This window comes from Flagellimonas beolgyonensis, from assembly GCF_003992615.1.
GTDB classification, from domain to species: Bacteria; Bacteroidota; Bacteroidia; order Flavobacteriales; family Flavobacteriaceae; genus Flagellimonas; species Flagellimonas beolgyonensis.
Genome location: NZ_RZMY01000018.1, coordinates 354,797 through 380,871, shown reverse-complemented (window position 1 = coordinate 380,871; position 26,075 = coordinate 354,797). Strand labels below are relative to the sequence as shown.

Below are 26,075 nucleotides of genomic sequence, written 5' to 3'. Positions count from 1 at the left end.
CTGAATGAGCACCGTCACCGATTCCCTTTTATCCATTGTGGTTCCTTTGTACAACGAAGAGGACAACGTGGTCCTGTTGACCCAAAAAATCCATGAGAGCCTTGTGGGCTACAACTACCAGATTGTTTACATCGACGATTTTTCCACCGATGCCACAAGAAAGAAGGTCAAGGCTATGGACGATGACAAGGTCCATCTTATTGAACTGAAAAAGAATTATGGGCAAAGTCTTGCCTTGGCTGCAGGTTTGGATTATGCCGAGGGGGAATACATCATCACCATGGACGGAGATCTGCAAAACGACCCTTCGGACATCCCCCACATGTTGGAATATGCAGTTAGTGGTGAGTATGATGTGGTAACGGGCATCCGACAGAAAAGAAAGGACTCCCTTGTAAAGAAAATCCCTTCCAAGATTGCCAACTTTATGGTACGAAGGGTTACCAAACTGGACATTAAGGATAATGGATGTGCCCTCAAAGTGTTCACCAAGGATATTGCCAAGGGATTGAACCTTTACGGTGAAATGCACCGATTCATCAATTTATTGGCGTATTTGGAAGGCGCCCAGATCAAGCAGGTACCCGTAAAACACCATGCCCGCCATGCCGGGGTCTCCAAATATGGTTTGGAACGGGTTTTCAAGGTGGTAGCCGACATGATGTTGTTGCTCTTCATCCGTAAATACTTTCAACGACCTATCCATCTGTTCGGCATCTTCGGGGTCTTGTTGGTCATCCTGGGTATTTTCATCAACATTTATCTGCTTATTGTAAAACTTGGATTCGGTCAGGACATTGGAACACGGCCCTTATTGATTTTTGGGGTGATGTTCATCTTGGGCGGTATCCAATTGTTCACCATTGGGATTGTGATGGAACTGCTGATCAGGACCTACTACGAATCCCAGCAGAAACGCCCTTATCGCATCAAAAAAATAACTGTAGGTGACGGAAAAGGGGCGTAAAAAGGCCATCACGGCCTTAAAAATCATAATCAGTGCCGCACTGATCTATTTTATTTTCACCAAAATTGATTTTAAAGATGTTTGGGAAACGCTGAAGAAAAGTGACCCTCTTTATCTTTTCCTAGCCTTGTTGTTTTTTGTACTCTCAAAACTAATTGCCGCCTTTCGATTGAACGGTTATTTTCATCAAATCGGGGCCAAGCTTTCCCATTTGAGCAACCTAAGACTATATCTGCTCGGCATGTTCTATAATTTGTTTCTGCCCGGTGGCATTGGAGGAGATGCCTACAAAGGGTATGTGGTGCAAAAAGCCTATCAGCCCGGTACCAAAAAAGTGGTTTCCAGTCTGCTGTTGGATCGTTTAAGTGGCATGTTGTTGTTATTTATGTATGCCTGTGGCCTGGCCTTATTGTCCGAAAACAGTTTTCTCCAGCCCTTCTTTTGGTTGTTCTTAGCTGCCATCCCATTGAGCGCGATCGTGTTTTGGTTTGTGAACAAAATGTTTTTCCCCACTGTCCTACCGGTTTTTTGGCAATCGTTTGGGTATTCGGCCCTGGTACAATTGGCCCAATTGGGCTGTGTGCTTTTTATTTTGAACGCGCTTTCCATTGAGCTTGACACCTTGGAATATTTGTTTGTATTCTTGGTATCCTCCATTGTATCGGTCATTCCATTGACCATCGGGGGCATCGGAAGTCGGGAAGTCACTTTTTTATATGGTGCTGAGTGGTTGGGATTGAATGAAAACTTCTCCATCAGTATCAGTTTTACATTCTTTATGATCACAGCGCTCACCTCCTTCTTTGGGATTTGGTACCATTTCAAAAAGCCCGATTTGGAATCCGTGGATCATTCCAAATGAACCAGATGCATTTGGTTCAGTTTATCCTGACGGGTATCCGGATTCAAAAATTTGATCTGAAGTCGTGTGATTCGGAACTGATCTACTGTAATCTGGTCGGTCCAAACAATGCCATTTTTCTGTAATTGCTCCAATTCTTGATCATCTGCATATACCCAAACATCGTTTTTGGCCTTCAAATCGTTTACTGAAATGATATTTACGGGATTTTGGTTGTAAAAATCCAAAGCCCAAGTATGCCTTGTGGTGATTTTGTAGATATTATCCACAGGAATATTATTTTCCTTCACCTTTTCCGCCATCGAGGAACCGCCTTGGTATTCGAGCAGTTTTGGGTAGAATTGGGTATTCATCACCCCATTCAGCAACACAGAGCTGAGGACGGCCACAGTGGCAATTTTAGCGTAGGTCGCATCCTTTTTCATGATGAAATAGAGCACCAACAACAAAGCCGCAATCAAAAGCGCATAACCATACCAATGTCCCAACGGAAACACATAAAAACTGACCAACACTGCAAACATCATCACCAGACCCAATATAAAATATTGAAAGCCCAAGATTACCTTGGCCATTTTCAATTTTTCCTGCTGGTGCAATGTATAAAGGAAAGCAGCCGATAGAATGGCGTACAAAGGCATTAAAATATTCATGTAATGTGGCAGTTTGAACTGCGCAAAACTGATAAGTAGAAACAGGATGGAAATCCCGCCCAAAGTCAAAAACTCCAGGTTGGGTTTGTAGGCAAATTTGGCTTGCCAAAATATCTTCAGTTGGTTCCAATACCCTATCAAAGCCAAAACCGTCCAAGGTAAAAACACCCACAAAAAAGTATGAAAGAAGAAAAAGAAATCGCTACTGTTCTTCCCTACACCTTCCCCACTCATCCGCTCAAAACTCTGCTCCCAAAAAATAAAGAAGATGCCACTTCGGTGATCTTTCCCACGAATCACTTTTTCTGGATGCAAATCAAATTGATGGTAATAGGCGTACAGCATGGGTGAAATTGTTATGGCAAAGACCAATAGGGCCACGAACAATTTCCAACTGAGCAATCGTTGCCATTTTCGGGTATAGGCTAAATGGCATAACAACGACACCCCAATCACTACCAAAGCAATTTGCCCTTTAGTGGAAAAAGCCATTCCGGCACCAAAAGCGCCCAGAGCAATATTCTTAAGTGAATCCTTTTCAATAAACGCTACCAATTGCCAAATAGCGAAAATAGCAAAGCCAGTCAACACGGCATCGGTGCGGACATCGATATTGGCCAGTACAATGGTCTGGGCTGTCATAAAAATCAATGAAGCATATCGACCCACCTCTTTATTGTAGAGCAATTTTCCGAGGCCAAAACAACTGTATGCCCCCAATAATGTGGCCAAAATTCCAGGAATTCGGTAGGCCCAATCGTGAATGCCAAAAATTTTATAGGAAATCGCCGCCAGCCAATAATGCATGTGGGGCTTGTCCAGATATTCCTCGGGGCCTTTGAAAAGGCTGAGGAAATCATTCTCCTGCACCATCCGCATGGCCATCACGGCAAATTGGGCGGAATCGTTTTCAAACAGGGTTACAAACATGCCCATGATGTACACCAGAACAATCAGGCAAATAAAAAACCAGTATCTGGCAGTAGAAATCATGTTCCTATTTTTTGAAAAGCAAATATAGCCAACTTGGCAAACAACCACCCAAAGAGCGACCCCACCAAAGCACCCGTGAACACGTCCAAGGGATAATGCACGCCGATGTAAATTCTACTGTACGCCACAAGGCAAGCCCAAATAATAAGTATAAGGGAGATGTATTTCACCTTATTTCGAAATAGGACCGTAAAAAAAATGGCCGGACCAAAGGAATTGGCAGCATGGGCCGAAAAATAGCCGAACTGTCCACCACAATAGCTTTTCACCAAACGCATGACCCCACTCACTTCGGGATCATGACATGGTCGTAAACGGCCAACCCCATATTTAAAAAAGTTGGACAATTGATCGGTGCAGGTAATCAGTAAAGCGATGGCGACCAATACAATTCCAGTCTTTTTCCAACCAAAATGGCGATAGGTGAGGTATAATAGCAACAGATAAAGTGGTGCCGAATTGCGGGTAGTGGTCATGAACATCCAAAAACCGTCCCAGGTTTCGGTCCCGATCCCATTCAGGAAGAGAAAAAGTTCTTTATCCAGTTGTAGGAGTTGATCCAACATTAGGCATCGTATCTTGAGACTTCGCGATCGTAAAATGCCGTGGCGGCTTCTATCAAGCTTTCTGTTTCTTCCATTAAATCGGTCTCATCCTCTTTGGAAAATTCTTCCAGCCATTCCACCTCATCATTTTCGAGATTGATGATGAAGCGTGGAAATTCGGTATGGACAATAAAAATGGCCTCGGGATAATCCGTGTTGTCCGCCAATAAAAATTTAGGTAGTTCCATATGTTCCTTAATTCTGTTCCAAAATTTGGAATGCTGATTATTGAGTGATCAATTTTTGGGTCAAAAACCGGAATCGAAGATACAACATTACCGCAGATGCTGTTAACCCCGAAAGCAGCCCGATCCAAATTCCAGTGCTGGCCAAATCGGTGTACAGTCCCAAATAAAAACTGGTGGGAAAACCAATGAGCCAATACGCCACAAAGGTAATCAACGTGGGCACTTTAACATCCTGTAAGCCGCGTAGGGCACCCAATACCACTACCTGAAGGCCATCGGAAATCTGAAAAAAGGCAGCCACCAACAACAGTTTGGCCGCAATTAGTATCACTTCGGTATTATCTGCCTGGTTAACAATGTCGTCCACATCCAAATAAATGGTAGGAAACCAATAGCGCCCCACTAAAAAGAGAAGGGCAAAGACCACCTCCAACAAAAAGGTCAAAAAGAAAATGGATTCGGCAATTCGTTTCAATTCCCTGAAATTTTGCAACCCTTTTTGATTACCGACCCGTACCATGGCCGCTACACTGAGTCCCATACCCACCATAAAGGTCATACTGCTCAGGTTGAGGGCAATCTGGTTGGCCGCCTGGGCATTTTTGCCCAACACGCCGCTCAACCAAATGGCCGCTGTAAAAATGGCCACTTCAAAAAACATTTGCAGTGCGGATGGGAAACCAAGGCTGATGATCTTTTTGATCATCTTTTCCTCAATGGTCCTAAAATTGAAATGGGTCACGTACGGTTTAAACTTATCTTTTCGCTTCAGCAAATACCAAATATAAAGTACCATGATTGCCCGCGAGGCCAAGGTACCGATCGCTGCACCCACAATGCCCAGTTTTGGAAATCCAAAAGAACCGAAAATGAACAGGTAATTCAGCGTAATGTTCACCACATTGGCCAAAATAGTGGCATACATGGGGTATTTGGTCTGGGAAAGTCCTTCGGAAAATTGTTTGAATGCCTGAAAAATGATCAAGGGCACCAAGGAGAAGGCCACCAACTCCAAATAGGGCATTGCCAATTCCACCACCTCGGGCGGCTGTTCCATGTGGTACATCAAAGGTCTACTGAGCAATATGATCCCGAAAAGGGACAATCCCAATAGGGTACACAACACCAAACCATGTTTCAAGGCCTTTTTGCCAGCAGCTTGGTCCCCAGCGCCATCTGCCTCGGCCACCAACGGTGTTATGGCCGTTGAAAAACCAATACCCAACGACATGGCAATGAACACAAAGCTGTTGCCCAACGATACCGCTGCAAGTTCGGCAGTTCCCAATTGCCCCACCATAATGTTGTCGGCAAAAGCCACAAAGGTATGTCCCAACATCCCCAAAATGACGGGATAGGACAATTTTAAATTATAGGCAAACTCTTTGGTGTACTGTTGAAACAAAACGGCAATTTAAAAACGACAAAGATAGATGGATTCTAAATTTTGCGAACAGTCCCAAAAAAGAAATTCACTTTTGTTCGCTGCAAATGCAACCAAAACCGAAATAAGTATTCAAGTACATCTGTATACATCAATCCATAACCTACATCCATCAATTCGGGTACAAGATTTATGCTAAATTTCCTAACCTTCACCCATAATTTGAGAGACAAGCATTTATATAATCTGTAACGTGAACTTTATCAAATATTAAAAGATGAACAAAACTATCATTCTGGCTTTTCTCATCGCATCTACCAACACTTTTTCCCAAAAAAAGAATTTTAGCCTAGAGATTAGTTATCCATTAGAGTTGTCAGATGGGAATTCATCTGGATTAACTGGAATTATAAATTCAAGGATAAAGTATAGGTTTTGGGATACGGAATCATTCAGCATTGGAACATCATATTCCATTGATTTATTGACAGGTGACGTAACCTTTGAAAATAAAAAAGAGTCATTTACATCCCATCATTTTAATTTATTCGGGGAAGTACCATTGAATTCGTCCAAAACATTATTGTCCTCATTAGGAGTTGGGTATTCTTTGCAAAGTTTTTTTATAACCAAATCCATTTTCGGACAATCAGGTTCAGTGGTTTCTAATACTGAAAAGGATAATATTGGAGGATTTAATATAAATTTTGGTGGAGCTTATCACATTTTTAAGAATTTCTTCATTCAAGGAACTTTTCAATTTATGAGATCATATGTTGACGATTTCCTATTGGAAGAGAAAAACGGTTTTAATATAAATCGACTGAAATTTGGATTGGGATACAGATTTTGAAAAGTTGACCCATCTAGCCAATTTAAAAATCCCTAATAATAGTAAGGCCTGCAATCTATCTTAACTTAAAACCAAATTTGAATGAACAAACCAACATTCTTCTTTCTATTAATCTTCCTAACATTTTTAGCAGTAAAAGCACAAGAATGTACGGTAGAAGAAGACCCTTTTACTAATCAGGAAACGGTTTCCTATAATTATGATTATCAAACCGTCTTCTTTCAAAAGAAAGGAGAGAGAATTTTCTTTGAAATATTATTTAATTATTGGGGAGAAAGAAACAAGGAGTTTGAAGAAAAAACTGAAATTCAAATTAAGCTAGAAAATGGAACCAAACTTGCTTTAAAAACCATACGGAAATCACTTCCTAAAATTGAAGAACAGAATTCTTCCACTAATCTATATGGTGGTTTTGGAAGTGGAATAGTAATATCAAATGCAAAAAAATATACAGTCTATTCATTTGCTTTCATTTTGACAAATGAGGAGCTAAAAAAACTGGCAGAATCAAAAATTGAAATTATAAGAATACCTGACACAGATGCGATGGAATTTGTTGACATATCCGCCAAAAATAAAAGAAGTAAGAAAAAAATAAAAGCTATTTACAAAGGAGCCAATTGCATAAATGAACACCTCTAAAAAATCAAATGAACAATATCTCATGAATAAGAATTAATTTATTGCATTTTGGCCTCTTCCCAAAAAACATCCATCTCAGCCAAGGTCATTTCCTTAAGGCTCATGCCCAACTCTTTTGCCTTTTTTTCCAAATACTGAAACCTTCCGATAAATTTTTTATTGGTGCGTTCCAAAGCGTTTTCCGGATTGATCTTGAGAAAACGGGCATAATTCACCATCGAAAACAACACATCGCCAAATTCAGACTCCATTTTATCGGCATTTTGGTGCTTCACCTCATCTTGTAGCTCCCCCAGTTCCTCTTTTAATTTTTCAAATACCTGTTCCGGATGCTCCCAATCAAACCCCACTCCGGCTACTTTTTCCTGTATTCGGTTGGCCTTCACCAAGGCCGGCAAACTGTTGGGCACTCCCTCCAGTACACTTTTTTTGCCTTCCTTCAGTTTGATGTTTTCCCAATTCTGCTTCACTTCCTCCTCATTCTCGACTTTTACGTCACCATAAATATGGGGATGCCTGTTGATGAGTTTTTCGCAAATCCCATTGGCCACATCGGCAATGTCAAAATCTTGGGTCTCGGAACCTATTTTGGCATAAAAGACAATATGGAGCAGCAAATCGCCGAGTTCCTTTTTCACCTCATCCAGATCATTGTCCAAAATGGCATCGCCCAATTCATAGGTTTCCTCAATAGTAAGATGACGGAGTGTTTGGATGGTCTGCTTTTTATCCCATGGGCACTGTGCACGGAGCTCATCCATAATGGTTAACAACCTATCGAAAGCGGCCAATTGTTCTGATCGGGTATTCATCGAATTTTATTTTGTTCAAAAGTACGAAGATCACTTATTAGGGCATGAGGGAATTTTGGCTTAATTTAGAAGACTTACAACCAACTTTTTAACACCAAAAGCTAATATGAAACCTCGTTTAAAGCATTCGTTGGTATTTCTTGCCTATTTTGCATTGTATAGCATACCTAACATGGCCCAAAACAAAACCATTACCCAAAAGGTGGACTCCTTGTTAAACTTGATGACCCTTGAGGAAAAAGTGGGTCAAATGAATCAGTACAACGGTTTTTGGGATGTTACGGGACCTGTTCCTGAAGAAGGAAATGCAGCCATTAAATACGAACATTTGAAAAAAGGCTGGGTAGGTTCCATGCTCAACGTTACCGGAGTGGAAAATGTTCGGAAACTTCAAAAACTGGTGGTTGAGGAATCAAGATTGGGCATTCCTTTAATTTTTGGATTTGATGTAATCCATGGATACAAGACCGTTGCCCCCATTCCCTTGGCGGAAGCCGCCAGTTGGGATTTGGATGCCATAAAAAGATCGGCCCAAATTGCCGCCGACGAAGCTGCAGCTGTGGGTATCAACTGGACGTTTGCCCCCATGGTCGATATATCCCGCGATGCACGCTGGGGAAGGGTCATGGAAGGAGCGGGTGAGGACACCTACCTCGGAATGCAAATCGCTAAGGCCCGTGTAAAGGGTTTTCAGGGTGATGATTTGACCAGCAACAATACCATTGCAGCCTGTGCCAAGCATTTTGCCGGATACGGCTTCGCAGAAGCAGGACGGGATTACAATACTGCAGATTTTGGTACCTCTACACTGTTCAACACAGTACTCCCACCGTTTAAGGCAGCAGTGGATGCCGATGTAAAAACAGTTATGAATGGATTCAATGTGCTCAATGGGGTTCCGGTTACTGGTGATAGCTATTTACAACGGGATATTTTAAAAGAAAAATGGGGCTTTGATGGCTTCGTGATTTCGGATTGGGCCTCGATTGGTGAGTTGGTGCCTCATGGATTTGCGGAAAATTTGGCCCAAGCGGCCGAAATTGCAGCAAATGCTGGTTCCGATATGGATATGGAAGCCACCGCTTATGTGACCCATTTGGCGGATAAAGTTAAAGCGGGAAAGGTTAGCGAAAGCCACATTGATGATGCTGTACGCCGTATTTTGACCGTCAAATATGAGCTAGGCCTCTTTGATGACCCTTATCGCTATTGCAACGCACAACGTGAAAAGGAACGTTTGAACCACAAGGAACACCATGCCGGTGTCCTGGATATGGCCAAAAAATCCATCGTACTGCTCAAAAATGAGGGCAATTTGTTACCCATCAAAAAGAACCAACCCAAAATCGCAGTCATTGGGGAATTGGCAAATGACAATAACAGTCCATTGGGCAGTTGGCGTTTGGGATCGGACAACAACACGGCAGTTTCTGTATTGGAAGGCTTAAAAAAGTTTTCTTCCAACATAACCTATGCCAGAGGACCAAAAGTATTTGACCCGGAAGCCAGTTTTCTGAACCACGTAAAAATCAACGAATCAGACGAGACAGGGATGGATGAGGCCGTGGCTTTGGCCAAGGAATCCGATGTTGTATTGATTGTACTGGGCGAACACGGTTTTCAAAGTGGCGAAGGACGAAGTCGTACCAAATTGGGATTGCCGGGGCTTCAATTAAAACTATTGCAAGAAGTTTACAAAGTAAACAAAAATGCAGTTTTGGTGCTTATGAACGGAAGGCCGCTGACCCTAGAATGGGAAGCCGAAAACATACCGGCCATTTTGGAAACGTGGCAATTGGGCACACAAACCGGGAACGCCATAGCCCAAGTAGTTTTCGGGGATTACAATCCCAGCGGTAAACTCCCTATGACCTTTCCCCGTAGCGTAGGACAGGTTCCCATTTATTACAATCACAACAGTACTGGTAGACCAAATCCCCAACCCAATGTGTTTTGGTCCCATTACAGTGATGAAAAGAATGAACCCCTGTTCCCATTTGGATATGGTCTAAGCTATACTACCTTTGCCTATTCCGACCTTAAAATTGACACCAGTGACAAAAACAACATAAAGGTTGAGGTCACCGTAACCAATATGGGGGAAAGGGAAGGTGAAGAAGTGGTCCAATTATACATCCACGACAAGGTGGCCAGTATAGTGAGACCGGTCAAAGAATTGAAAGGCTTCCAAAAAATCAATCTGGCTCCCAAAGCATCCCAAAAGGTCCAGTTCAATCTAACCGACAAGGAATTGGGATTTTATAACAATGCCTATGAGTTTGTTGTGGAATCGGGTACCTTTGACATAATGGTGGGCACCAATTCCCAGTTGGGTCTGCAGGGCAGTTTTACCCTAAATTGATGTAAAAATGATTCGATATTTTCTGATTTTTCTTATTGGCTTGGGCACACTTTGTGCACAGGAACAACTTCCCTTTGCAAAAGAAGTGAAGGAAATTGAACAACACACCCGGTCCATTTGGGACCAAAGCAAGGAAACCATCGTTTTCACCGGAAGTTCCAGCATTCGGTTTTGGAAAGATATCCAAGAACGCTTTCCGAGGCAACAAGTATTGAACACGGGGTTTGGGGGCTCCCAATTTTCCGACCTTGCTCTTTATCTGGATGAGTTGATATTGGATTACAGACCGGTAAAAGTGTTCATCTATGAAGGTGACAACGACATTTTTTCCAAAAAACGACCCCGAAATATCTTGAAAACGGCCCAAAAAATTCTGGGGCAATTACAGCAAAAAAGCCCTGGAATGGAAATTGTCCTGATATCTGCCAAACCAAGTATTTCCCGATGGAAATTTCGCGGAAAATACCGTCGTTTGAACCGTAAATTGGAAAAATTGGCCCACGAAACCGAAGGCATCGATTTTGTGGATGTTTGGTACCCCATGCTGGACAAGCGCAAGGTAAAACAGGATATCTTTGTGGAAGATGGCCTTCACATGAACAAAAAAGGATATGACATCTGGTACGATGTCATTAAAGATTATGTACAATAAAAATTAAACAACCGTGATTTACAGAACCCTATTCGTATTTGTTGCCATCATCGCTTTGGCAGCTTGCCAGCCCCAAAAAAAAGAAATCAATTATCCGAAAACGGATTTGGTGGCGGCACCCCTGATTCCGAAACCCGTTAAAACCATTGCTACCCAAAGTGCTTTTGGTTTGGATGCACAAACAGCCATCTATACGTCGACCAATGACCCAGCTTTTGAAGCAGTGGGGCAATTTTTGTCCGAGAAAATAAAGGGCAAAACCGGTTTGGATCTTGCTGTGAACAATACTTCGGATGCTACTGTGGAACGGTTGATCTTTATCAACCAATCCGACAGCACCGATTTGGCCACCCCGGAATCCTATCAATTGTACATTAAAAAGGACTCCATTTTACTGAACGCCAAAACAGCCGAAGGCGCATTTCGGGGAATCCAGACCCTACGACAATTGATTCCCGAACAAAGCAACGATACCTTGACAGACCATCCGCTTTGGGTGATTCCATCAGGTAAGATCATGGATGCTCCAAAATATGCCTATCGCGGTAGCATGCTCGATGTTTCACGCCATTTCTTTTCCGTGGACGAGGTTAAAAAATATATCGATGCCATGGCCTACTACAAAATGAATACCTTACATCTTCACCTTTCCGATGACCAAGGATGGCGCATCGAGATCAAATCCTGGCCAAAACTCACCGAAGTTGGTGGGGCTACCGAAGTTGGTGGTGGTGAGGGCGGTTTTTATACCCAAGAGGATTATAAGGATTTGGTTGCCTACGCGGCAAAACACCACATCACCATTGTTCCGGAAATTGATATGCCCGGCCATACCAATGCAGCTTCGGTAAGCTATCCATTTTTGAATGGAAATGGAAAAAAAGTAGAACCGTACACCGGAACTCAAGTAGGATTCAGCACCTTTGATGCGCAAAAAGATACGGTGTACAGCTTTTTGGATGATGTAATCGGTGAAATTGCCGCGATGTCTCCGGGCCCTTATTTCCATATTGGAGGGGACGAAAGCCATGTGACCAAAAAAAGTGATTACATACTGTTCATTGAAAAAGTGGAAAAAATAGTCCAAAAACACGGCAAGCGAATGGTTGGATGGAACGAAATTGCCCAGGCTAAAATTGACCCATCTACCATTGCCCAACTTTGGAGCAATCCAAAGGATGCGGAAAATGCGGCAGCTAACGGCTCAAAAATAATCATGTCGCCTGCACACAAAGCCTACTTGGACATGCAATACGACTCCCTAACCAAGTTTGGATTACATTGGGCCTCCTATATTCCTGTTGACGTGGGATACAATTGGGATCCCGAAACCATAGTGGAGAATTTACCGAAGGAAAGTATTTTGGGCATTGAAGCCCCACTTTGGTCAGAAACCATTAGTAACATTGCAGAACTGGAATACTTGGCGTTCCCTAGATTAATTGGCTATGCCGAACTGGGCTGGTCCCCTACCGAGCATTTGAATTGGGAAGACTATAAAGAAAGGTTGGCCAAACAGGCTGCCTATCTGGAGAAAATGAACATCAATTATTACCCAAGTAAATTGATCGACTGGAAAAAGGATTAAGAATTATTCTTCCTCAATAGAGGCATCGGCGGCAGCTGGTGCCTCTTCTTCTTTTACTTCTACCTCAACAAATTCAGTGATATTATTGTCCACAAGAATGTTGTACCACTGGATGATTTTTTTGATATCACTGGCATACACCCTATCCTCATCATAATTCGGCAATACTTCGAAGAAATATTCTTCCAATTCTATTTTTTCGGCCTTGTGGCTAATGGAAGTCTTATTGCCATCTTCCTTTTCCTTGATTTTTTGGAACACTTCTCGGAGCGGCATTTCTTCCTCCAAGGTATAAATGGCAATCTCGGACAATACGCTTACATTGCTTCGGATACCAACGGTTACCCGCTTGCCATCCAAAAGGGATTCGCCCACAAAACCACTTCGGGTCTGGGTCAATAATTTGTAAAGTCCAGGTTTACCTCCAATGGATAAAATCTTGTCAAGTGCCATGCAATATCAATTTATGCGCGCAAAAATATGTTTTTCTAGGAAACCGCGATTTTTTTAACGCCCTTTTTTGACATTCGGGAAACGCATTCGGTAATCCACGTCAATTTTTCCCTTGGAAATTTTCTCCAAACGGCTTTTCAGCAACCGTTTTTTTAGGGACGACAATTTATCGGTGAACAAAACGCCTTCGATATGGTCGTATTCATGCTGAATTACCCGTGCCAAAAGCCCGTCATAGGTTTCCTTATGGGGCTTGAAGTGTTCATCCACATAGCTAATGGTAATTTCCGGCTTGCGTTTTACATCCTCCCTAATATCGGGAATACTAAGGCATCCTTCATTGAATTCCCATTCTTTTCCACTCTCCTCCTCTATCTTGGCATTGATGAATACTTTTTTAAAACCGTTCAACGCCTTTTGTTCGGCCTCGGTTAGGTCATCATCATCCGAAAACGGAGTGGTGTCGATCACGAAAACCCGAATGGGCAGGCCAACTTGCGGAGCCGCCAAACCAACACCATGGGCATTGTACATGGTCTCCCACATATTTTCCAACAATTCGTTCAACTTGGGGTAATCCGTTCCAATATCCTTTGCCACTTTCCGCAATACGGGGTCACCGTACGCCACTATGGGTAAAATCATAAATCAAATTCTATTTAAATATGCCTGTAAAATCAAGGTGGCACTAATTTCGTCCACCAAGGCCTTGTCCCTTCGCTTTTTCTTTTTCATGCCACTGTCCAACATGGATTGAAATGCCATCTTGGAGGTAAAGCGTTCATCCTGTCGTTCCAATGGCATGGAAGGAAACTTGGCCTCCAACTTTTTCAAAAACTCCTGGATTGACTCCTCCGATTCGGATGCGGTGTTGTCCATTTGTTTCGGTAGGCCCACCACAATGCGTTCCACCGATTCCTTTTTCAAATAATTATCAAGGAAAGGGATGAGCTCCTTGGTCTCCACCGTGGTAAGTCCGGAAGCAATCAACTGCAACTCATCGGTTACTGCGATTCCGGTTCTTACTGTTCCATAATCCAACGCCAAAATTCTAGCCAAGAAATTTTTTTGGCAAAAATAACCCTAAAAATGTTATAGCCTTAAAATTGGCAGTCAATATTCTGAAGGGGGGCGTATCTTTGTGCAAAATTTAAGAAAAATGACCAATTTAAGGACGCTGATAGAAGAAGCGTGGGACAACAGAGCCCTCCTGGAAGAAGAACGGACCCAAGTGGCCATCCGCGAAGTGATCGAATTGATAGATATGGGTGAACTTCGCTGTGCCGAACCCAAAGGTGATGGATGGCAGATCAACGAATGGGTAAAAAAAGCAGTGGTACTATACTTCCCGATCCAAAAAATGGAGGTTTTGGAAGCTGGAATTTTTGAATATCACGATAAAATTCCCTTAAAAAAGGGCTATAAGGAGAAGGGAGTGCGGGTAGTGCCCCACGCGGTTGCACGTCATGGAGCCTACATATCCAGTGGCACGATTTTGATGCCGAGTTACGTGAACATTGGCGCTTATGTGGATGAAGGTACCATGGTGGACACATGGGCAACGGTTGGTAGTTGCGCACAGATCGGAAAAAATGTGCACTTAAGTGGTGGTGTGGGTATTGGTGGCGTCTTGGAACCCTTGCAAGCTGCGCCCGTAATCATCGAAGACAATGCCTTTATCGGTTCACGATGTATCGTTGTGGAAGGCGTTCGTGTCGAAAAAGAAGCGGTTTTGGGTGCCAATGTGGTATTGACCGCTTCAACCAAAATTATCGACGTTACCGGAGACGAACCTATAGAACTTAAAGGAAGGGTACCCGCTCGATCTGTTGTAATCCCTGGCAGCTATACCAAAAAGTTTCCTGCAGGGGAATATCAGGTACCATGTGCCTTGATCATTGGTAAGAGAAAGGAAAGTACCGATAAAAAAACTTCACTGAACAATGCACTTAGGGAACACAATGTAGCGGTTTAAATTTTCGTTTATTATACTATTGTAAGAATAGGGTTACTTTTTTTGTTAAAATGAAGCAACCCTATTTTATTTTTGTACTCTAGTGGGTACATACCAATACGATTATTGGAATTTAACACGAATCGGGTAGGGAATTTAAGGTTTGGATTGTTATAAGAAATATAGGCCTCAGAACAATTTTCAACCCTTTTTGATGTTATAATAAATGCCAGAGTAAACACGATACCAAAAAAATATGGCTGAATTGAGCACCCCAAAGCAAAAATTATCAGCACTCATCATCACCTACAACGAAATGGGTTACATTGAGCGATGCATTGATTCCATCACCTTTGCCGATGAAATTATTGTAGTGGACTCTTTCAGTACTGATGGCACCTTCGAATATCTTAAGAATCACCCAAAAGTTCAGGTAATCCAACATCCGTTCGAAAATTTTACAGCACAAAAATCCTTTACCCTGGCACAGGCCAACCATGATTGGGTGCTTTTTCTGGATGCCGATGAAGTGGTGAGCGAAATGCTCCAAAAAGAGATTCTGGCAACAATAAACAATCCATTTGCACATGAAGCGTACTGGTTTTACAGAAAGTTCATGTACCAAAACCAACCGCTACATTTCAGTGGCTGGCAAACCGATAAAAACCATCGATTGTTCCGCAAAAGCAGAGTTCGATTTGCCAAACATAAATTGGTGCACGAGACATTGGAGGTTCAGGGTACCTCTGGCATTTTCAAAGAGAGACTGACCCACTATTGTTTCAAGAATTATCAGGACTACAAAAGCAAAATGGTTAGCTACGGGCAATTAAAGGCCCAACAGGAATTCATTAATGGAAAAAGTTTCAACTATCTCAAATTAGCCATTAAACCAGCTTGGAAATTTTTCCATAATTATATCATTCGTCTGGGATTCTTGGACTTAAAAAAGGGTGTTTCAGTTTGTTATTTGAACGCCTTGAGTGTCGCTGTTCGATACCAACACTTGTACTTTTTGGAACAACAGTTCAAAAAAGCCATCAATTTCAAAGGATATTCAAAATCCAAAAGATTGCTCAGTGGCGATAAGAAAACTTTGGTTTCCCAATAAATCTGCTTTTCTAAAACAGGCAACCACTTCCTCCCTAAATTATCATACTTTAGCAATAGGGTTTTGATAACATGAAAGTAGTACTAGAAAGTTCCTCCTTATTTTTTAAGGAATATACCGGCATTCCATTTTACATCCTCAACCTACACCGAGCACTTTTGGAGCATAAGGAAGTTGATCCAATTTTGGGATTTAGACTTAAAAATCTTTTCAAAAAGAAAAGTGACCCCCTCAAAGAACTTTTGGGTCATCCACATGTTTGGTACGTGAACAATTTGCTGATACCTTATCAAAAGGCAGCGGTTGCACATACCCTGCATACGCCATTTCTCAATTTGAAGGGCTCCCTGAAAGTGGCCACCGTCCACGACCTAGCCGTGCATCTCCCTGAATTTGATTCGTATAATTTTGCGAGTCCATATTTTAAGGACAAACGATTCAAACTATTTGAAGAATTTACCAAGAAAGCGGATGCCATCATCACAGTGAGCGAGGCAACCAAAAGCGATTTTTTACGTTTTTTCGATTACCCTGAAGAGCAAATCCACGCCGTGCCCTTGGCCCCCTCCAAATTCAGCATATCGACAACAACTGTTGCTTCCGATGGGATTCTTAATCGATTTGGATTAACGGATAAAGGATATTTCCTATTTGTTGGAGGTGTCTCCTTGCGCAAGAACACCCTCAATTTGATAAAAGGGTACCATTTTTCAAAATCCAAGAACGATTTCAAATTGGTCATTACCGGAAAAATTCAGGATGACTGTGGGCAAAAAGTAAGGGAGTTTATTGCCAAGAACAACCTTGAAGAAGATGTGATCATTACCAATTACCTCGAAAAAGGAGCGGTGCAAGACCTATATTCACATGCCAAGGCTTTTCTTTTCCCAACATTTTATGAAGGTTTTGGCATACCCATCTTGGAAGCCATGCACCACGGATTACCGGTTCTGACGAGCACAACAGGAGCCGCACCGGAAACATCGGGGGGACATGCCATATTGGTCGATCCCTTCAGCCCTGAACATATTGGTGATGGAATTGACCAACTGGACACTTTGGACGCCAATCGATTGAAATCGGCCAAATCCTATGCAGAGCAACATACCTGGCAACGAACGGCGCAAATGACCGTGGATGTTTACAAGCAATATCTCTGATTTGGTTACGGTTGAAGGTTTGTCGGCCAAGAATATTGGCCTTTCGGCAGTGGGTCGTCATTTTTGTCTTATTTTTGACCGAACCCCCAAGAAAGTCAATCGAACATGAGAATAGGCTTCGACGCCAAGCGTATTTTTCACAATTCCACGGGACTTGGAAACTATGGTAGGGATGTTGTGCGAATTCTAAATTCACGGAACGACATTTCGCATTTTTTTCTGTTCAATACTAAAAAATCGAATAGGGAGAACGCCGTCCCAATGGACAAAGCGACCATTGTTTTTCCGAAAGGTTGGCTTTGGAAAAAAATTCCTTCCCTCTGGCGTTTGTTGGGCCAATGGAAACAAATCAACGAAAACAATTTGGACTTGTACCATGGTCTATCGGGGGAGATTCCATACAGTTTCAAAACAAACAGGGTCCCCAGAGTGGTTACTATCCATGACCTTATTTTCTTGAGCCACCCTCATTATTACAACCTTTGGGACCGAATCATATATAAACTCAAATTCCGGTACGCTTGCAGGATCAGCGACCATATCATTGCCATAAGCGAACAGACAAAAAAGGAGATCGTCAAATATTTTAAGATTGATCCAAACAAAATATCGGTGGTATACCAAGGCTGCCATGCCCTATTCAAAACGGCAATGGCGTCTTCAAAGAAACTTGAGGTCAAAACAAAATACAATCTCCCGGAATCGTATGTTTTGTATGTGGGAACGCTCCAAGACCGCAAAAACGCCTTGAACCTGATCAAGGCCATTCATGGTACCCAACAACACGTAGTCTTAGTGGGCAAGGAAAAGAAATATGCGCAAAAGCTGTATGCTTATGTGAAACAGTACCAACTCCAATCGCAGGTTACTTTTATTAAGGATGCCAATTTGGAGCAACTCGTGGCCATTTATCAAGATGCCACGGTATTTTGCTATCCGTCATTTTGTGAAGGTTTTGGGATTCCGATCATCGAAGCATTGTACAGTAGGGTTCCTGTCATTACCACAAAAGATGGCTGCTTTCCTGAAGCGGCGGGGCCCAATTCCATTTATATAGATCCAAACGATCCCGTGGACATCAGAAACCAGATTGAAAAATTGTTTGATGACCCAGAGGAGCGGGCAAAAATTGCAGCAAAGGGATATGATTATGTTCAGCGCTTCTCCGACGAAAAAGTAGCGCAAAACCTGATGGAAGTTTACCAAAAAGTGCTATAGTGGGGGCAATTTGTTTTTTCAATACGGCAAAGGCTTGGGGCGGAGGCGAAAAATGGCATTTTGAGGTGAGCAGTTACCTGCATCAAAAAGGACATAATGTAAAAGTTTTTGCCCGAAAGGATAGTGTTTTGCTCCAACGCCTCCAAGAAGCGGGCATTCCATCAGAAGGCGTCCACATTACCAACCTGAGCTTTTTGAACCCATTCAAACGGTGGTCCATCCAAAAAATGTTACAAAAGGGGAATTTCGAAACCATAGTGATGAATCTTTCCCGTGACATCAAAATTGCCGGGCCCTGCGCCAAAAAAGTCAATATTGCCAGGATCATTTACCGACGGGGCAGTGCCATCCCGATTAAGAACACCATTTTGAACCGCCATTACTTCAAAAATATACTGACCGAGGTACTTGCCAATTCCGAAGCGACCAAAAAGACCATTTTGGAAAACAACCCAAAATTGTTTCCGGCGGATAAAATCAAGGTCATTTATAACGGAATCGATATTGACTCCATAAATCAAACTGCGGCAAACGAAGATTCTTCGCAGCAAAAAGAAATCAAATTGGTAAACCTGGGCAGACTGGAATTTCAAAAAAACCAGGAGTTTTTGGTGCGGCTTTCCAAAAAATTGAAAGATAAAAATGTTCCCCATAAAATGATCATTGGGGGTGCTGGCAGACTAAAAGAAAAGTTGGAGCATATAGTCCGACAACTTGAAGTGACCGACACCGTTGAACTGGCAGGTTTTATTGACAACCCCATCCCTTTCATGCAAAAAGGTGATGTTTTTTTACTGTCGTCCCTTTGGGAAGGATTCGGGTATGTGCTGGCCGAAGCCGCCCTCTGTAAAAAACCGATAATCGCTTTTGATATCAGTAGCAATCCAGAACTCGTTGTCCATCAAAAAACAGGTTTTTTGGTGCCCTTGAACGATCTGGATTCCTTTGCCGACAAAGTGATTACCCTTTACAACCAACCTGACCTGCGAACCAAAATGGGTGAGGCAGGGTATCAACACATAACCACCCATTTTGACAAAAAGAAACAAATCAAAAAAATTGAAGCTTACTTGATAAATGGTGCATAAAAAGTCCCAAAAAATATCCGCATTGCTCATTACCCTGAACGAGGAGAAAAACATGGAGGAGATCTTGGATAATCTGAGTTTTGCCAATGAGATCATTGTTGTGGATTCTTTCAGTTCAGATAGTACCGCACAAAAAGTGAAGGAAAACGGAAAGGCCAAACTCATACAACGAGCCTTTAAAAATTATACCGATCAAAAGGGGTTTGCCATGGAACAAGCCACCCATGATTGGATCCTTTTTCTTGATGCAGATGAGCGTGTAACCCCGGAACTAAAAGATGAAATCCTGGACATCGTAAATTCTGAAACGGAAACAGCATCAGCCTACTATTTTCTAAGAACTTTCATGTTCCAAGATCAAGTGCTTCGCTTCAGTGGTTGGCAAACGGATAAAAACTACCGCCTTTTTAGAAAAAGTAAAGTGCATTTTGCCCAGAATCGTATTGTGCATGAAACTTTGGTGGTCGATGGGGAGTCGAAAACCCTAAAAAACCGCTTGATCCACTACTCTTACTCCAGCTATGAGGATTATAAAGGCAAAATGATCAAATATGGCACCATGAAGGCTCGGGATGAGTTTAAGAAAGGGAAGAAAGGCAGTTGGTTCCACAGTGTTTTTAGACCAACTTATAAATTTTTTAACCACTATATTCTGCGGCTTGGGTTTTTGGATGGCAAAAAAGGCATCATCATCTGTTATCTCAATGCCCTCGGCGTACATGCGAAATTCAAGGAATTAAAACGATTGAACAAACAAGACTGATCATGGATACATTTCAACACGAAATCAATCAATGTTATGCTGTACTAAAGGATGGTGGCCTAATTCTATATCCCACCGACACCGTTTGGGGCATTGGGTGCGATGCCACCAACCCAGAGGCTGTAAAAAAAGTGTATCAGCTCAAAAACCGTGAAGATACCAAGGCCCTTATTTGTTTGGTGGGCAACCAAGCCATGTTGGAACGCCATGTGCAAGAGGTTCCCGATGTGGCTTACGATATCATTGATCTTGCCACCAAACCCACCACCATTGTATTTGATGATCCAAAAGGCGTGGCCAAAAATCTGATTGCGGAAGACAACACGCTTGCGATTCGCGTAGCATCGGATAAGTTCTGCCAATACCTCATCAACAAGTTTGGCAAACCCATTGTATCCACCTCCGCCAACATATCGGGAGAGCCAACCCCAAAACGATTTGCGGATATCGCCCCCGAAATTTTAAAAGGAGTGGACTATGTGGTAAATTTGCCGGACGTAAATAAAGATCCTTCGCCATCCTCGATCATTAAACTGGGCAACGATGGCCAGGTGAAGGTAATCCGGGAATAAAACATGACGCAGGAGTTTCATACAGAAGCCATACAACATCCCATTTTTAAACTGATTGGTGAAGCCTCCGATGAGTTGGGTGTGGATGCCTATGTGATCGGCGGGTTCGTCCGCGACTATTTTTTGAAACGGGGTACGCCCAAGGATATTGATATTGTCGCTATCGGAAGTGGAATCGAACTTGCCAAAAAAGTAGCTTCCAAATTGAAGGGTAAACCCGAGATTTCCGTTTTTAAAAATTTCGGCACGGCCATGATCAAACACCATGATCTGGAACTTGAATTTGTGGGTGCCCGAAAAGAAAGTTACCATCGTGATAGCCGTAAACCCATAGTGGAGGACGGTACTTTGGAAGACGATCAAAACAGGCGCGATTTTACCATAAATGCCATGGCCATTACCCTGAACAAGGATACGTTCGGTAAACTTCTTGACCCCTTTGATGGCATTTCCGATTTGCATGAACAAATCCTCCGCACCCCATTGGAACCGGGTATTACCTACTCCGATGATCCTTTGCGTATGATGCGTGCCATCCGGTTCGCCACCCAGTTGAATTTTACCATTGAACTGAAATCGCTCCAAGCGATAACTGAAAATAAGGAGCGGATCAAGATTGTTTCCGAGGAGCGAATTGTGGACGAACTCCATAAAATCTTGTTGAGTCCCAAACCCTCCATGGGATTTAAACTCATGCACCAAACGGGATTGCTGCCTATTATTTTACCGGAATTGACAGCCCTGCAGGGAATTGAAGAAGTGGAAGGCCAACGCCATAAGGACAACTTTTGGCATACCTTGGAAGTGGTGGATAATATCTCGGAGGCCACAGATAACCTTTGGTTGCGTTGGGCCGCCCTTTTGCATGATATTGGCAAGGCACCGACCAAAAAATTCCATAAGAAAATCGGTTGGACCTTTCACGGCCACGAATTTGTGGGTTCAAAAATGGTGTACAAACTCTTCAAAAGGTTACGGATGCCCTTGAACGAAAAAATGAAGTTTGTACAGAAAATGGTGTTGATGAGCTCCCGTCCGATCATCCTTTCGGAAGACCATGTCACCGATTCTGCGGTACGCCGCTTGGTCTTTGATGCCGGGGACCATGTGGACGACCTGATGACGCTATGCGAGGCGGACATTACTACCAAAAATCCACGTAAACAGAAAAAATACAAGAACAACTTTTTGATTGTTCGGCAAAAAATTGTGGAGGTTGAAGAACGAGATCATGTACGAAACTTTCAACCGCCAGTATCGGGTGAGGAGATCATGCAAACCTTCAATTTGAAACCTTCCAAAGAGATCGGTATCATAAAAGAGGCCATTAAAGAGGCCATTTTGGAAGGTGAAATTCCGAACGAGTACGAAGCGGCCCATCAATTTATGCTCGAAAAGGGCAAATCCATGAATTTAAAAGTCCATTCAAAATGAAAAAAAACAAATATGTAGTGTATTGGTTGTTAACGGGATGTGCACTTATTTTTATCATGGTCCTAGTCGGTGGAATCACCCGATTGACGCATTCCGGACTATCCATTTCGGATTATAAATTGATCCATGGCACTCTGCCCCCAATGAACGAACAGGAGTGGCAAGAGGCCTTTGAGCTGTATAAGCAATATCCCGAATACCAAAAATTGAACAATCATTTTGATTTGGAAGATTTTAAGGACATCTATTTTTGGGAATGGCTCCACCGTGTCATCGGCAGGTTTATCGGAATCGTGTTTATTGTACCCTTCCTATATTTCCTGTTCACCAAAAAATTGGACGGACCAACCACCAAAAAAGCCATTATCCTATTGATCATGGGTGGTTTTCAGGGCTTTTTGGGTTGGTATATGGTCAAAAGTGGCCTGGTAGATCGGCCAGATGTCTCCCATTTTCGATTGGCAGCCCATTTGACCACGGCCTTTATCACTTTTGCCTATAGCTTTTGGGTGGCTCTGGATTTGATCTATCCGGATAAAAAAGAAGTGAATACTAAAATCAGAAACCTCATCCGTTTTGGATTGGTCGTTTTGCTCATCCAAATTATCTGGGGCGCCTTTGTCGCCGGATTGGATGCGGGCTTTATCCACAACCATTGGCCATTGATGAGCGATGGTAAATTGATCCACGAAACGGTCTTTATTGAACATCAGCCCGTAATCAAAAACTTTTTTGAAGGGAAAAGCGGGGTACAGTTCATCCACCGCTATTTAGCCTATGTGGTTGTAGGAATCATTGTGTATATCTGGTTCAAGACAGGACAAACACAACGTACGGCCCTCCAAGAAAAAGGATTGAAAATGCTTTTGGCTCTCGTTTTTGTGCAGTTTGTATTGGGCGTGCTCACTTTGATCTATGCCGTGCCCTTATGGTTGGGCATTGCACACCAAATCGGTGCATTTTTCCTTTTGGCGGCCATGACCTTTACCCTGCACCGATTCACCAAATAAGGGCTATTTATTGTACCTTTGTGCCCACTCAAAAATTTAATGGATGATTTATAAAATCAGGATAATACTTGATGCTGAGGAAGATATTTTTCGGGATATTGCGATAGAGGACAACAATACTTTGGAAGATTTCCACAATGCCATTACGCAATCCTTCGGTTTTGGGGGCGGTGAAATGGCCTCATTTTATACGTGTGACGAGGAATGGAACCAAGAAGAGGAAATTGCGTTGTTCGACATGAGCGAGAATGGGTCCGATATCCGACTGATGAACGAGACCACAATTGAAGATGTGTTGAGTGAGGAAAATCCCAAAATGATCTATGTGTACGATTTTTTCAGCATGTGGACCTTTTTTGTGGAACTGGCCGATATCGTTGAAAAAGAAGATGGAAAAGTTTATCCGGACCTACTCTTCAGTTTTGGTGAACTCCCGGATTCGCCACCTGAGAAAAAATTTGAAGCCGAACCCGGCGAGGAAGATGAGAATTTTGATGATTATCTCGACAACTACGACGATATGGATTTCGACGAAAACTGGAATTGAACATATTTTTCCAAGTCTTTCACCATTAACCTTTTGCCATTAACCCAATACCTTATACCCAAAAATGCTAAACCTATACAACGCCCAAATTGAAAGTATTTCATTGCACCGTGTCGGCAATAAGAGCAAGAACGAGACCGCCTTTTTGTCTGCGGAGCCTTTTACGTTGAACGATGAAATGTCTGGATTGCTTAAGGAATATTTTTTTAAACCCTTTCGGGAAAAAGAGGAAAACTATTACCGTTTTGCAAATGATGTGGATGTAGAGTTCAATGAGGTCTTCAAGTCGGTTGCCGAGCTTTTTGAAAATCCATCCAAGGGACATGAACTTTCCAAAAAAATCACCACCCATTTGTTTGAACAATCTAACCATCCGCATATCAAAAGTGGTGAGGTGTATGTGGTGCATTTTACCGACATGGTCGTCGACAACAAAAAAACAGATGCTGTTGGGATCTTCAAGAGCGAGTTGAAACACGATTTTCTTCAGTTTAAGGAAACCGAGCAGAATTTGGAGATATTGATCCGTCAAGGCATCAACATCAACAAATTGGACAAGGGCTGCATTGTCTTCAATCTGGAAAAGGAAGAAGGCTATAAAGTGCTATCGGTGGACAGCAACCGCTACGATGCCAAATATTGGTTGGAAAACTTTTTAGGTTTGGTTCCGTTGACCGATGAGAACTTTTACACCAAAAATTACCTGAAGTTCTGTCAAAATTTCGCGAAAGATGTGGTTTTACCGGCCGAGGACAAACAACAAGAGGTGTTGTTCATGAACCGGGCCGTGAACCATTTTGCCAAGAACGATGCCTTTGAGGAAACCTCATTTTTGAACGAGGTGATGGAAAACCCCGATTTAATTCCTGAGTTCAAACATTATAAGGTCGAGAAGGGTCCCAAATACAGTATTGAGGATGTATCCAACTTTGATATTGCCAACAAGGCCGTGAGCGATGCCCGAAGGAAAATCAAGAATGTGATCAACCTCGATACCAATATTCAGATCAAGTTGGATTTCATCAACCCGGAATCTGCCGAAAAATTTGTGGAAAAAGGTTGGGATGAGGAGCGACAGATGTACTACTACCTGGTTTATTTCAACAAGGAGCAGAAAAGCTAGAATTTTTTCTCGATGATCTGTTTCATGCTGACATCCTCATAGTTACGTTTAACAAAATCGAGGGCATAGGTCAATATTTCGCCCATGTTCTTGCTGTCACGAAAATTGATGTCTCCCGTAAGTTCCAATAGTTGGGCCTTTAGTAGTTCAATATTTTCGGGAGTGGAAATAACATCTTTGCGACAGGCTTCCAACAGGGCGGACAACCGTTGTCCCCAGCTCAAAATCCGCTTGGCAATAATGGACCGTTCCTCAACTATATATTGGTTCACCGAGTCCAATTTTAATTTATTCTGCACCATATCCACCATAACCTTGTTCTCCTTGAAGAACTGGGGTCGGTATACCTTTAATTTGCCTTCGTAGCACTGTTGGTCAAAATCGATGGCACGTATTTTATAGACCACGCTATCAAAATCGTGGGTAGGCACCACCACATAATTGTAGGAGCGCATGTCGCCCAACAAACGTATCATGCTCCGTTCATTGAACTTCACAAATTCCTTGGCAATCTGGGCTTTATCGAATTCTGAGAGTTCGGGCAGGTTTTTTTTGATGAAGACATCGCCCGGTATCCCCACAATATGTTCCTCAATAAGGGTATTCTCGTAGATCACGAAGTTGAGGTTGTAAGGCGAAAGCATGTGTTCCAGTTCCAGTCCGTACACCCGAGAAGCATCTGTTTTCTTTACATAAAGCAAAGTATAGTTATCGTTGAGGATGTTCCTGACCTTGATCCGGAACGGTTTGGAGTTCCCAAAGGTGCAATAATCCACATAATCCACGTTCAAATACTGCAAAATGGTATCGCTACCATCGGATACGAAAATGGAATATACCCGTTTAAGTGCCAGGTCGATCTCGTCCCGATCGTATTCGGCATAATACACACGTACCCAAAGGGTATCTTCGTCCTCAGCGTCATATACCGCCACACTGCCCGAAAACCGAAGCAGGTCTTCGTAATGGATGGGAATCTCAATTTTTCGATTGTAATAATCCAAATATTCATCCAGCTCTTTACTTATCGGATACGCCGGTTTTTTTTTGGACATCAATTTTTCTTCGGACATTGTATGGG

27 protein-coding genes are annotated in these 26,075 nt (G+C 42.6%); 18 read left to right on the top strand and 9 right to left on the bottom strand.

All coding sequences use genetic code 11. From position 1 onward, the window contains the following. Window positions 1–4: 4 nt before the first annotated feature. Complete coding sequence (locus EO131_RS16260) at window positions 5–967, top strand: glycosyltransferase family 2 protein (protein ID WP_127024724.1); 963 nt, start codon at window positions 5–7, stop codon at window positions 965–967. Further along, window positions 948–1,829 carry a lysylphosphatidylglycerol synthase transmembrane domain-containing protein gene (locus EO131_RS16255; RefSeq protein ID WP_127024721.1) on the top strand — a complete coding sequence of 294 codons (882 nt, stop codon included), beginning with the start codon at window positions 948–950 and terminating at the stop codon, window positions 1,827–1,829. The genes EO131_RS16260 and EO131_RS16255 overlap by 20 nt, the downstream gene beginning before the upstream one ends. Here EO131_RS16255 and EO131_RS16250 read toward each other — a convergent pair. From EO131_RS16250 to EO131_RS16235, 4 genes are read right to left on the bottom strand one after another with little or no spacing between them, the layout of a single operon-like run. After that, entirely contained in the window at window positions 1,817–3,475 is a 1,659-nt protein-coding gene (locus EO131_RS16250) for an ArnT family glycosyltransferase (RefSeq protein WP_127024718.1), read from the bottom strand. The two genes, EO131_RS16255 and EO131_RS16250, sit on opposite strands and share 13 nt — an antisense overlap. Beyond that, a complete protein-coding gene (locus tag EO131_RS16245; RefSeq protein WP_127024715.1) occupies window positions 3,472–4,041 on the bottom strand; it encodes a phosphatase PAP2 family protein in 570 nt (189 codons plus the stop codon). Before EO131_RS16245 ends, EO131_RS16250 begins: the two co-directional genes overlap by 4 nt. Beyond that, the gene (locus EO131_RS16240) at window positions 4,041–4,268 is read right to left on the bottom strand and encodes a hypothetical protein (protein WP_127024712.1); all 228 of its coding nucleotides are present in this window, start codon (window positions 4,266–4,268) and stop codon (window positions 4,041–4,043) included. The genes EO131_RS16245 and EO131_RS16240 overlap by 1 nt, the downstream gene beginning before the upstream one ends. Before the next feature lie 37 nt (window positions 4,269–4,305). Beyond that, on the bottom strand, window positions 4,306–5,673 hold the full coding sequence (locus tag EO131_RS16235) for an MATE family efflux transporter (RefSeq protein ID WP_127024709.1): 1,368 nt from the start codon (window positions 5,671–5,673) through the stop codon (window positions 4,306–4,308). A 256-nt stretch (window positions 5,674–5,929) separates the two neighbouring features. On the opposite strand from EO131_RS16235, the gene EO131_RS16230 reads away from it, so the two are divergent. Both EO131_RS16230 and EO131_RS16225 read left to right on the top strand, forming a co-directional pair. Beyond that, entirely contained in the window at window positions 5,930–6,505 is a 576-nt protein-coding gene (locus EO131_RS16230; protein WP_127024706.1) for an outer membrane beta-barrel protein, read from the top strand. A gap of 81 nt (window positions 6,506–6,586) precedes the next feature. Further along, window positions 6,587–7,147 (top strand): hypothetical protein, encoded by a 561-nt coding sequence (locus EO131_RS16225; protein WP_127024704.1) that lies wholly within the window; start codon window positions 6,587–6,589, stop codon window positions 7,145–7,147. A 38-nt stretch (window positions 7,148–7,185) separates the two neighbouring features. On the opposite strand, the gene mazG is transcribed toward EO131_RS16225, so the two are convergent. Then, the gene (mazG, locus tag EO131_RS16220) at window positions 7,186–7,959 is read right to left on the bottom strand and encodes a nucleoside triphosphate pyrophosphohydrolase (protein ID WP_127024701.1); all 774 of its coding nucleotides are present in this window, start codon (window positions 7,957–7,959) and stop codon (window positions 7,186–7,188) included. A gap of 106 nt (window positions 7,960–8,065) precedes the next feature. On the opposite strand from mazG, the gene bglX reads away from it, so the two are divergent. The 3 genes from bglX to EO131_RS16205 are packed head-to-tail and all read left to right on the top strand — an operon-like array spanning window position 8,066 to window position 12,561. Further along, complete coding sequence (bglX, locus tag EO131_RS16215; protein WP_127024696.1) at window positions 8,066–10,321, top strand: beta-glucosidase BglX; 2,256 nt, start codon at window positions 8,066–8,068, stop codon at window positions 10,319–10,321. A gap of 7 nt (window positions 10,322–10,328) precedes the next feature. Beyond that, the gene (locus tag EO131_RS16210) at window positions 10,329–10,973 is read left to right on the top strand and encodes a GDSL-type esterase/lipase family protein (protein WP_127024693.1); all 645 of its coding nucleotides are present in this window, start codon (window positions 10,329–10,331) and stop codon (window positions 10,971–10,973) included. Window positions 10,974–10,986: 13 nt separating this feature from the next. Next, on the top strand, window positions 10,987–12,561 hold the full coding sequence (locus EO131_RS16205) for a family 20 glycosylhydrolase (protein WP_127024690.1): 1,575 nt from the start codon (window positions 10,987–10,989) through the stop codon (window positions 12,559–12,561). A 3-nt stretch (window positions 12,562–12,564) separates the two neighbouring features. Here EO131_RS16205 and EO131_RS16200 read toward each other — a convergent pair whose 3' ends face one another. From EO131_RS16200 to ruvX, 3 genes are read right to left on the bottom strand one after another with little or no spacing between them, the layout of a single operon-like run. Then, window positions 12,565–13,014, bottom strand: a complete 450-nt coding sequence (locus EO131_RS16200; protein ID WP_127024686.1) for a DUF5606 family protein — start codon at window positions 13,012–13,014, stop codon at window positions 12,565–12,567. Between the two features lie 54 nt (window positions 13,015–13,068). Further along, complete coding sequence (def, locus tag EO131_RS16195) at window positions 13,069–13,659, bottom strand: peptide deformylase (RefSeq protein ID WP_127024683.1); 591 nt, start codon at window positions 13,657–13,659, stop codon at window positions 13,069–13,071. Window positions 13,660–13,662: 3 nt separating this feature from the next. Continuing rightward, window positions 13,663–14,073, bottom strand: a complete 411-nt coding sequence (gene ruvX / locus EO131_RS16190) for a Holliday junction resolvase RuvX (RefSeq protein WP_127024680.1) — start codon at window positions 14,071–14,073, stop codon at window positions 13,663–13,665. Window positions 14,074–14,173: 100 nt separating this feature from the next. Between ruvX and EO131_RS16185 the strand changes: the two genes are divergently transcribed. The 11 genes from EO131_RS16185 (at window position 14,174) to EO131_RS16135 (ending at window position 24,994) form a co-directional block, all read left to right on the top strand. Beyond that, on the top strand, window positions 14,174–14,989 hold the full coding sequence (locus EO131_RS16185; RefSeq protein ID WP_127024677.1) for a 2,3,4,5-tetrahydropyridine-2,6-dicarboxylate N-succinyltransferase: 816 nt from the start codon (window positions 14,174–14,176) through the stop codon (window positions 14,987–14,989). A gap of 235 nt (window positions 14,990–15,224) precedes the next feature. Then, window positions 15,225–16,079 (top strand): glycosyltransferase family 2 protein, encoded by an 855-nt coding sequence (locus EO131_RS16180; RefSeq protein WP_127024674.1) that lies wholly within the window; start codon window positions 15,225–15,227, stop codon window positions 16,077–16,079. Window positions 16,080–16,150: 71 nt separating this feature from the next. Continuing rightward, complete coding sequence (locus EO131_RS16175) at window positions 16,151–17,239, top strand: glycosyltransferase family 4 protein (protein ID WP_127024671.1); 1,089 nt, start codon at window positions 16,151–16,153, stop codon at window positions 17,237–17,239. A 105-nt stretch (window positions 17,240–17,344) separates the two neighbouring features. Further along, window positions 17,345–18,457, top strand: coding sequence for a glycosyltransferase family 4 protein (locus EO131_RS16170; protein ID WP_127024668.1), 1,113 nt, complete (start codon window positions 17,345–17,347; stop codon window positions 18,455–18,457). Beyond that, window positions 18,457–19,545 carry a glycosyltransferase gene (locus EO131_RS16165; protein ID WP_127024665.1) on the top strand — a complete coding sequence of 363 codons (1,089 nt, stop codon included), beginning with the start codon at window positions 18,457–18,459 and terminating at the stop codon, window positions 19,543–19,545. Before EO131_RS16170 ends, EO131_RS16165 begins: the two co-directional genes overlap by 1 nt. Next, window positions 19,535–20,308, top strand: a complete 774-nt coding sequence (locus tag EO131_RS16160) for a glycosyltransferase family 2 protein (protein ID WP_127024663.1) — start codon at window positions 19,535–19,537, stop codon at window positions 20,306–20,308. The genes EO131_RS16165 and EO131_RS16160 overlap by 11 nt, the downstream gene beginning before the upstream one ends. A 2-nt stretch (window positions 20,309–20,310) precedes the next feature. Further along, complete coding sequence (locus EO131_RS16155; protein WP_127024660.1) at window positions 20,311–20,880, top strand: L-threonylcarbamoyladenylate synthase; 570 nt, start codon at window positions 20,311–20,313, stop codon at window positions 20,878–20,880. A 3-nt stretch (window positions 20,881–20,883) separates the two neighbouring features. Beyond that, a complete protein-coding gene (locus tag EO131_RS16150) occupies window positions 20,884–22,314 on the top strand; it encodes a CCA tRNA nucleotidyltransferase (protein ID WP_127024658.1) in 1,431 nt (476 codons plus the stop codon). Further along, complete coding sequence (locus tag EO131_RS16145) at window positions 22,311–23,324, top strand: COX15/CtaA family protein (RefSeq protein ID WP_127024655.1); 1,014 nt, start codon at window positions 22,311–22,313, stop codon at window positions 23,322–23,324. Before EO131_RS16150 ends, EO131_RS16145 begins: the two co-directional genes overlap by 4 nt. A 43-nt stretch (window positions 23,325–23,367) precedes the next feature. After that, entirely contained in the window at window positions 23,368–23,871 is a 504-nt protein-coding gene (locus EO131_RS16140; RefSeq protein ID WP_127024651.1) for an IS1096 element passenger TnpR family protein, read from the top strand. A gap of 64 nt (window positions 23,872–23,935) precedes the next feature. Further along, a complete protein-coding gene (locus EO131_RS16135) occupies window positions 23,936–24,994 on the top strand; it encodes a nucleoid-associated protein (protein ID WP_127024648.1) in 1,059 nt (352 codons plus the stop codon). Here the strand turns inward: EO131_RS16135 and EO131_RS16130 are convergent. Beyond that, window positions 24,991–26,067 (bottom strand): hypothetical protein, encoded by a 1,077-nt coding sequence (locus EO131_RS16130; RefSeq protein ID WP_127024645.1) that lies wholly within the window; start codon window positions 26,065–26,067, stop codon window positions 24,991–24,993. The genes EO131_RS16135 and EO131_RS16130 overlap by 4 nt on opposite strands. Window positions 26,068–26,075: the final 8 nt, after the last annotated feature.

Coding starts and splice junctions, on each gene's coding strand:
- EO131_RS16260 (WP_127024724.1), top strand. CDS start 5: ATGAGCACCGTCACCGATTCCCTTTTATCCATTGTGGTTCCTTTGTAC.
- EO131_RS16250 (WP_127024718.1), bottom strand. CDS start 3,475: ATGATTTCTACTGCCAGATACTGGTTTTTTATTTGCCTGATTGTTCTG.
- EO131_RS16245 (WP_127024715.1), bottom strand. CDS start 4,041: ATGTTGGATCAACTCCTACAACTGGATAAAGAACTTTTTCTCTTCCTG.
- EO131_RS16240 (WP_127024712.1), bottom strand. CDS start 4,268: ATGGAACTACCTAAATTTTTATTGGCGGACAACACGGATTATCCCGAG.
- EO131_RS16230 (WP_127024706.1), top strand. CDS start 5,930: ATGAACAAAACTATCATTCTGGCTTTTCTCATCGCATCTACCAACACT.
- EO131_RS16225 (WP_127024704.1), top strand. CDS start 6,587: ATGAACAAACCAACATTCTTCTTTCTATTAATCTTCCTAACATTTTTA.
- mazG (WP_127024701.1), bottom strand. CDS start 7,959: ATGAATACCCGATCAGAACAATTGGCCGCTTTCGATAGGTTGTTAACC.
- bglX (WP_127024696.1), top strand. CDS start 8,066: ATGAAACCTCGTTTAAAGCATTCGTTGGTATTTCTTGCCTATTTTGCA.
- EO131_RS16210 (WP_127024693.1), top strand. CDS start 10,329: ATGATTCGATATTTTCTGATTTTTCTTATTGGCTTGGGCACACTTTGT.
- EO131_RS16200 (WP_127024686.1), bottom strand. CDS start 13,014: ATGGCACTTGACAAGATTTTATCCATTGGAGGTAAACCTGGACTTTAC.
- def (WP_127024683.1), bottom strand. CDS start 13,659: ATGATTTTACCCATAGTGGCGTACGGTGACCCCGTATTGCGGAAAGTG.
- EO131_RS16185 (WP_127024677.1), top strand. CDS start 14,174: ATGACCAATTTAAGGACGCTGATAGAAGAAGCGTGGGACAACAGAGCC.
- EO131_RS16180 (WP_127024674.1), top strand. CDS start 15,225: ATGGCTGAATTGAGCACCCCAAAGCAAAAATTATCAGCACTCATCATC.
- EO131_RS16175 (WP_127024671.1), top strand. CDS start 16,151: ATGAAAGTAGTACTAGAAAGTTCCTCCTTATTTTTTAAGGAATATACC.
- EO131_RS16170 (WP_127024668.1), top strand. CDS start 17,345: ATGAGAATAGGCTTCGACGCCAAGCGTATTTTTCACAATTCCACGGGA.
- EO131_RS16160 (WP_127024663.1), top strand. CDS start 19,535: ATGGTGCATAAAAAGTCCCAAAAAATATCCGCATTGCTCATTACCCTG.
- EO131_RS16155 (WP_127024660.1), top strand. CDS start 20,311: ATGGATACATTTCAACACGAAATCAATCAATGTTATGCTGTACTAAAG.
- EO131_RS16150 (WP_127024658.1), top strand. CDS start 20,884: ATGACGCAGGAGTTTCATACAGAAGCCATACAACATCCCATTTTTAAA.
- EO131_RS16145 (WP_127024655.1), top strand. CDS start 22,311: ATGAAAAAAAACAAATATGTAGTGTATTGGTTGTTAACGGGATGTGCA.
- EO131_RS16140 (WP_127024651.1), top strand. CDS start 23,368: ATGATTTATAAAATCAGGATAATACTTGATGCTGAGGAAGATATTTTT.
- EO131_RS16135 (WP_127024648.1), top strand. CDS start 23,936: ATGCTAAACCTATACAACGCCCAAATTGAAAGTATTTCATTGCACCGT.
- EO131_RS16130 (WP_127024645.1), bottom strand. CDS start 26,067: ATGTCCGAAGAAAAATTGATGTCCAAAAAAAAACCGGCGTATCCGATA.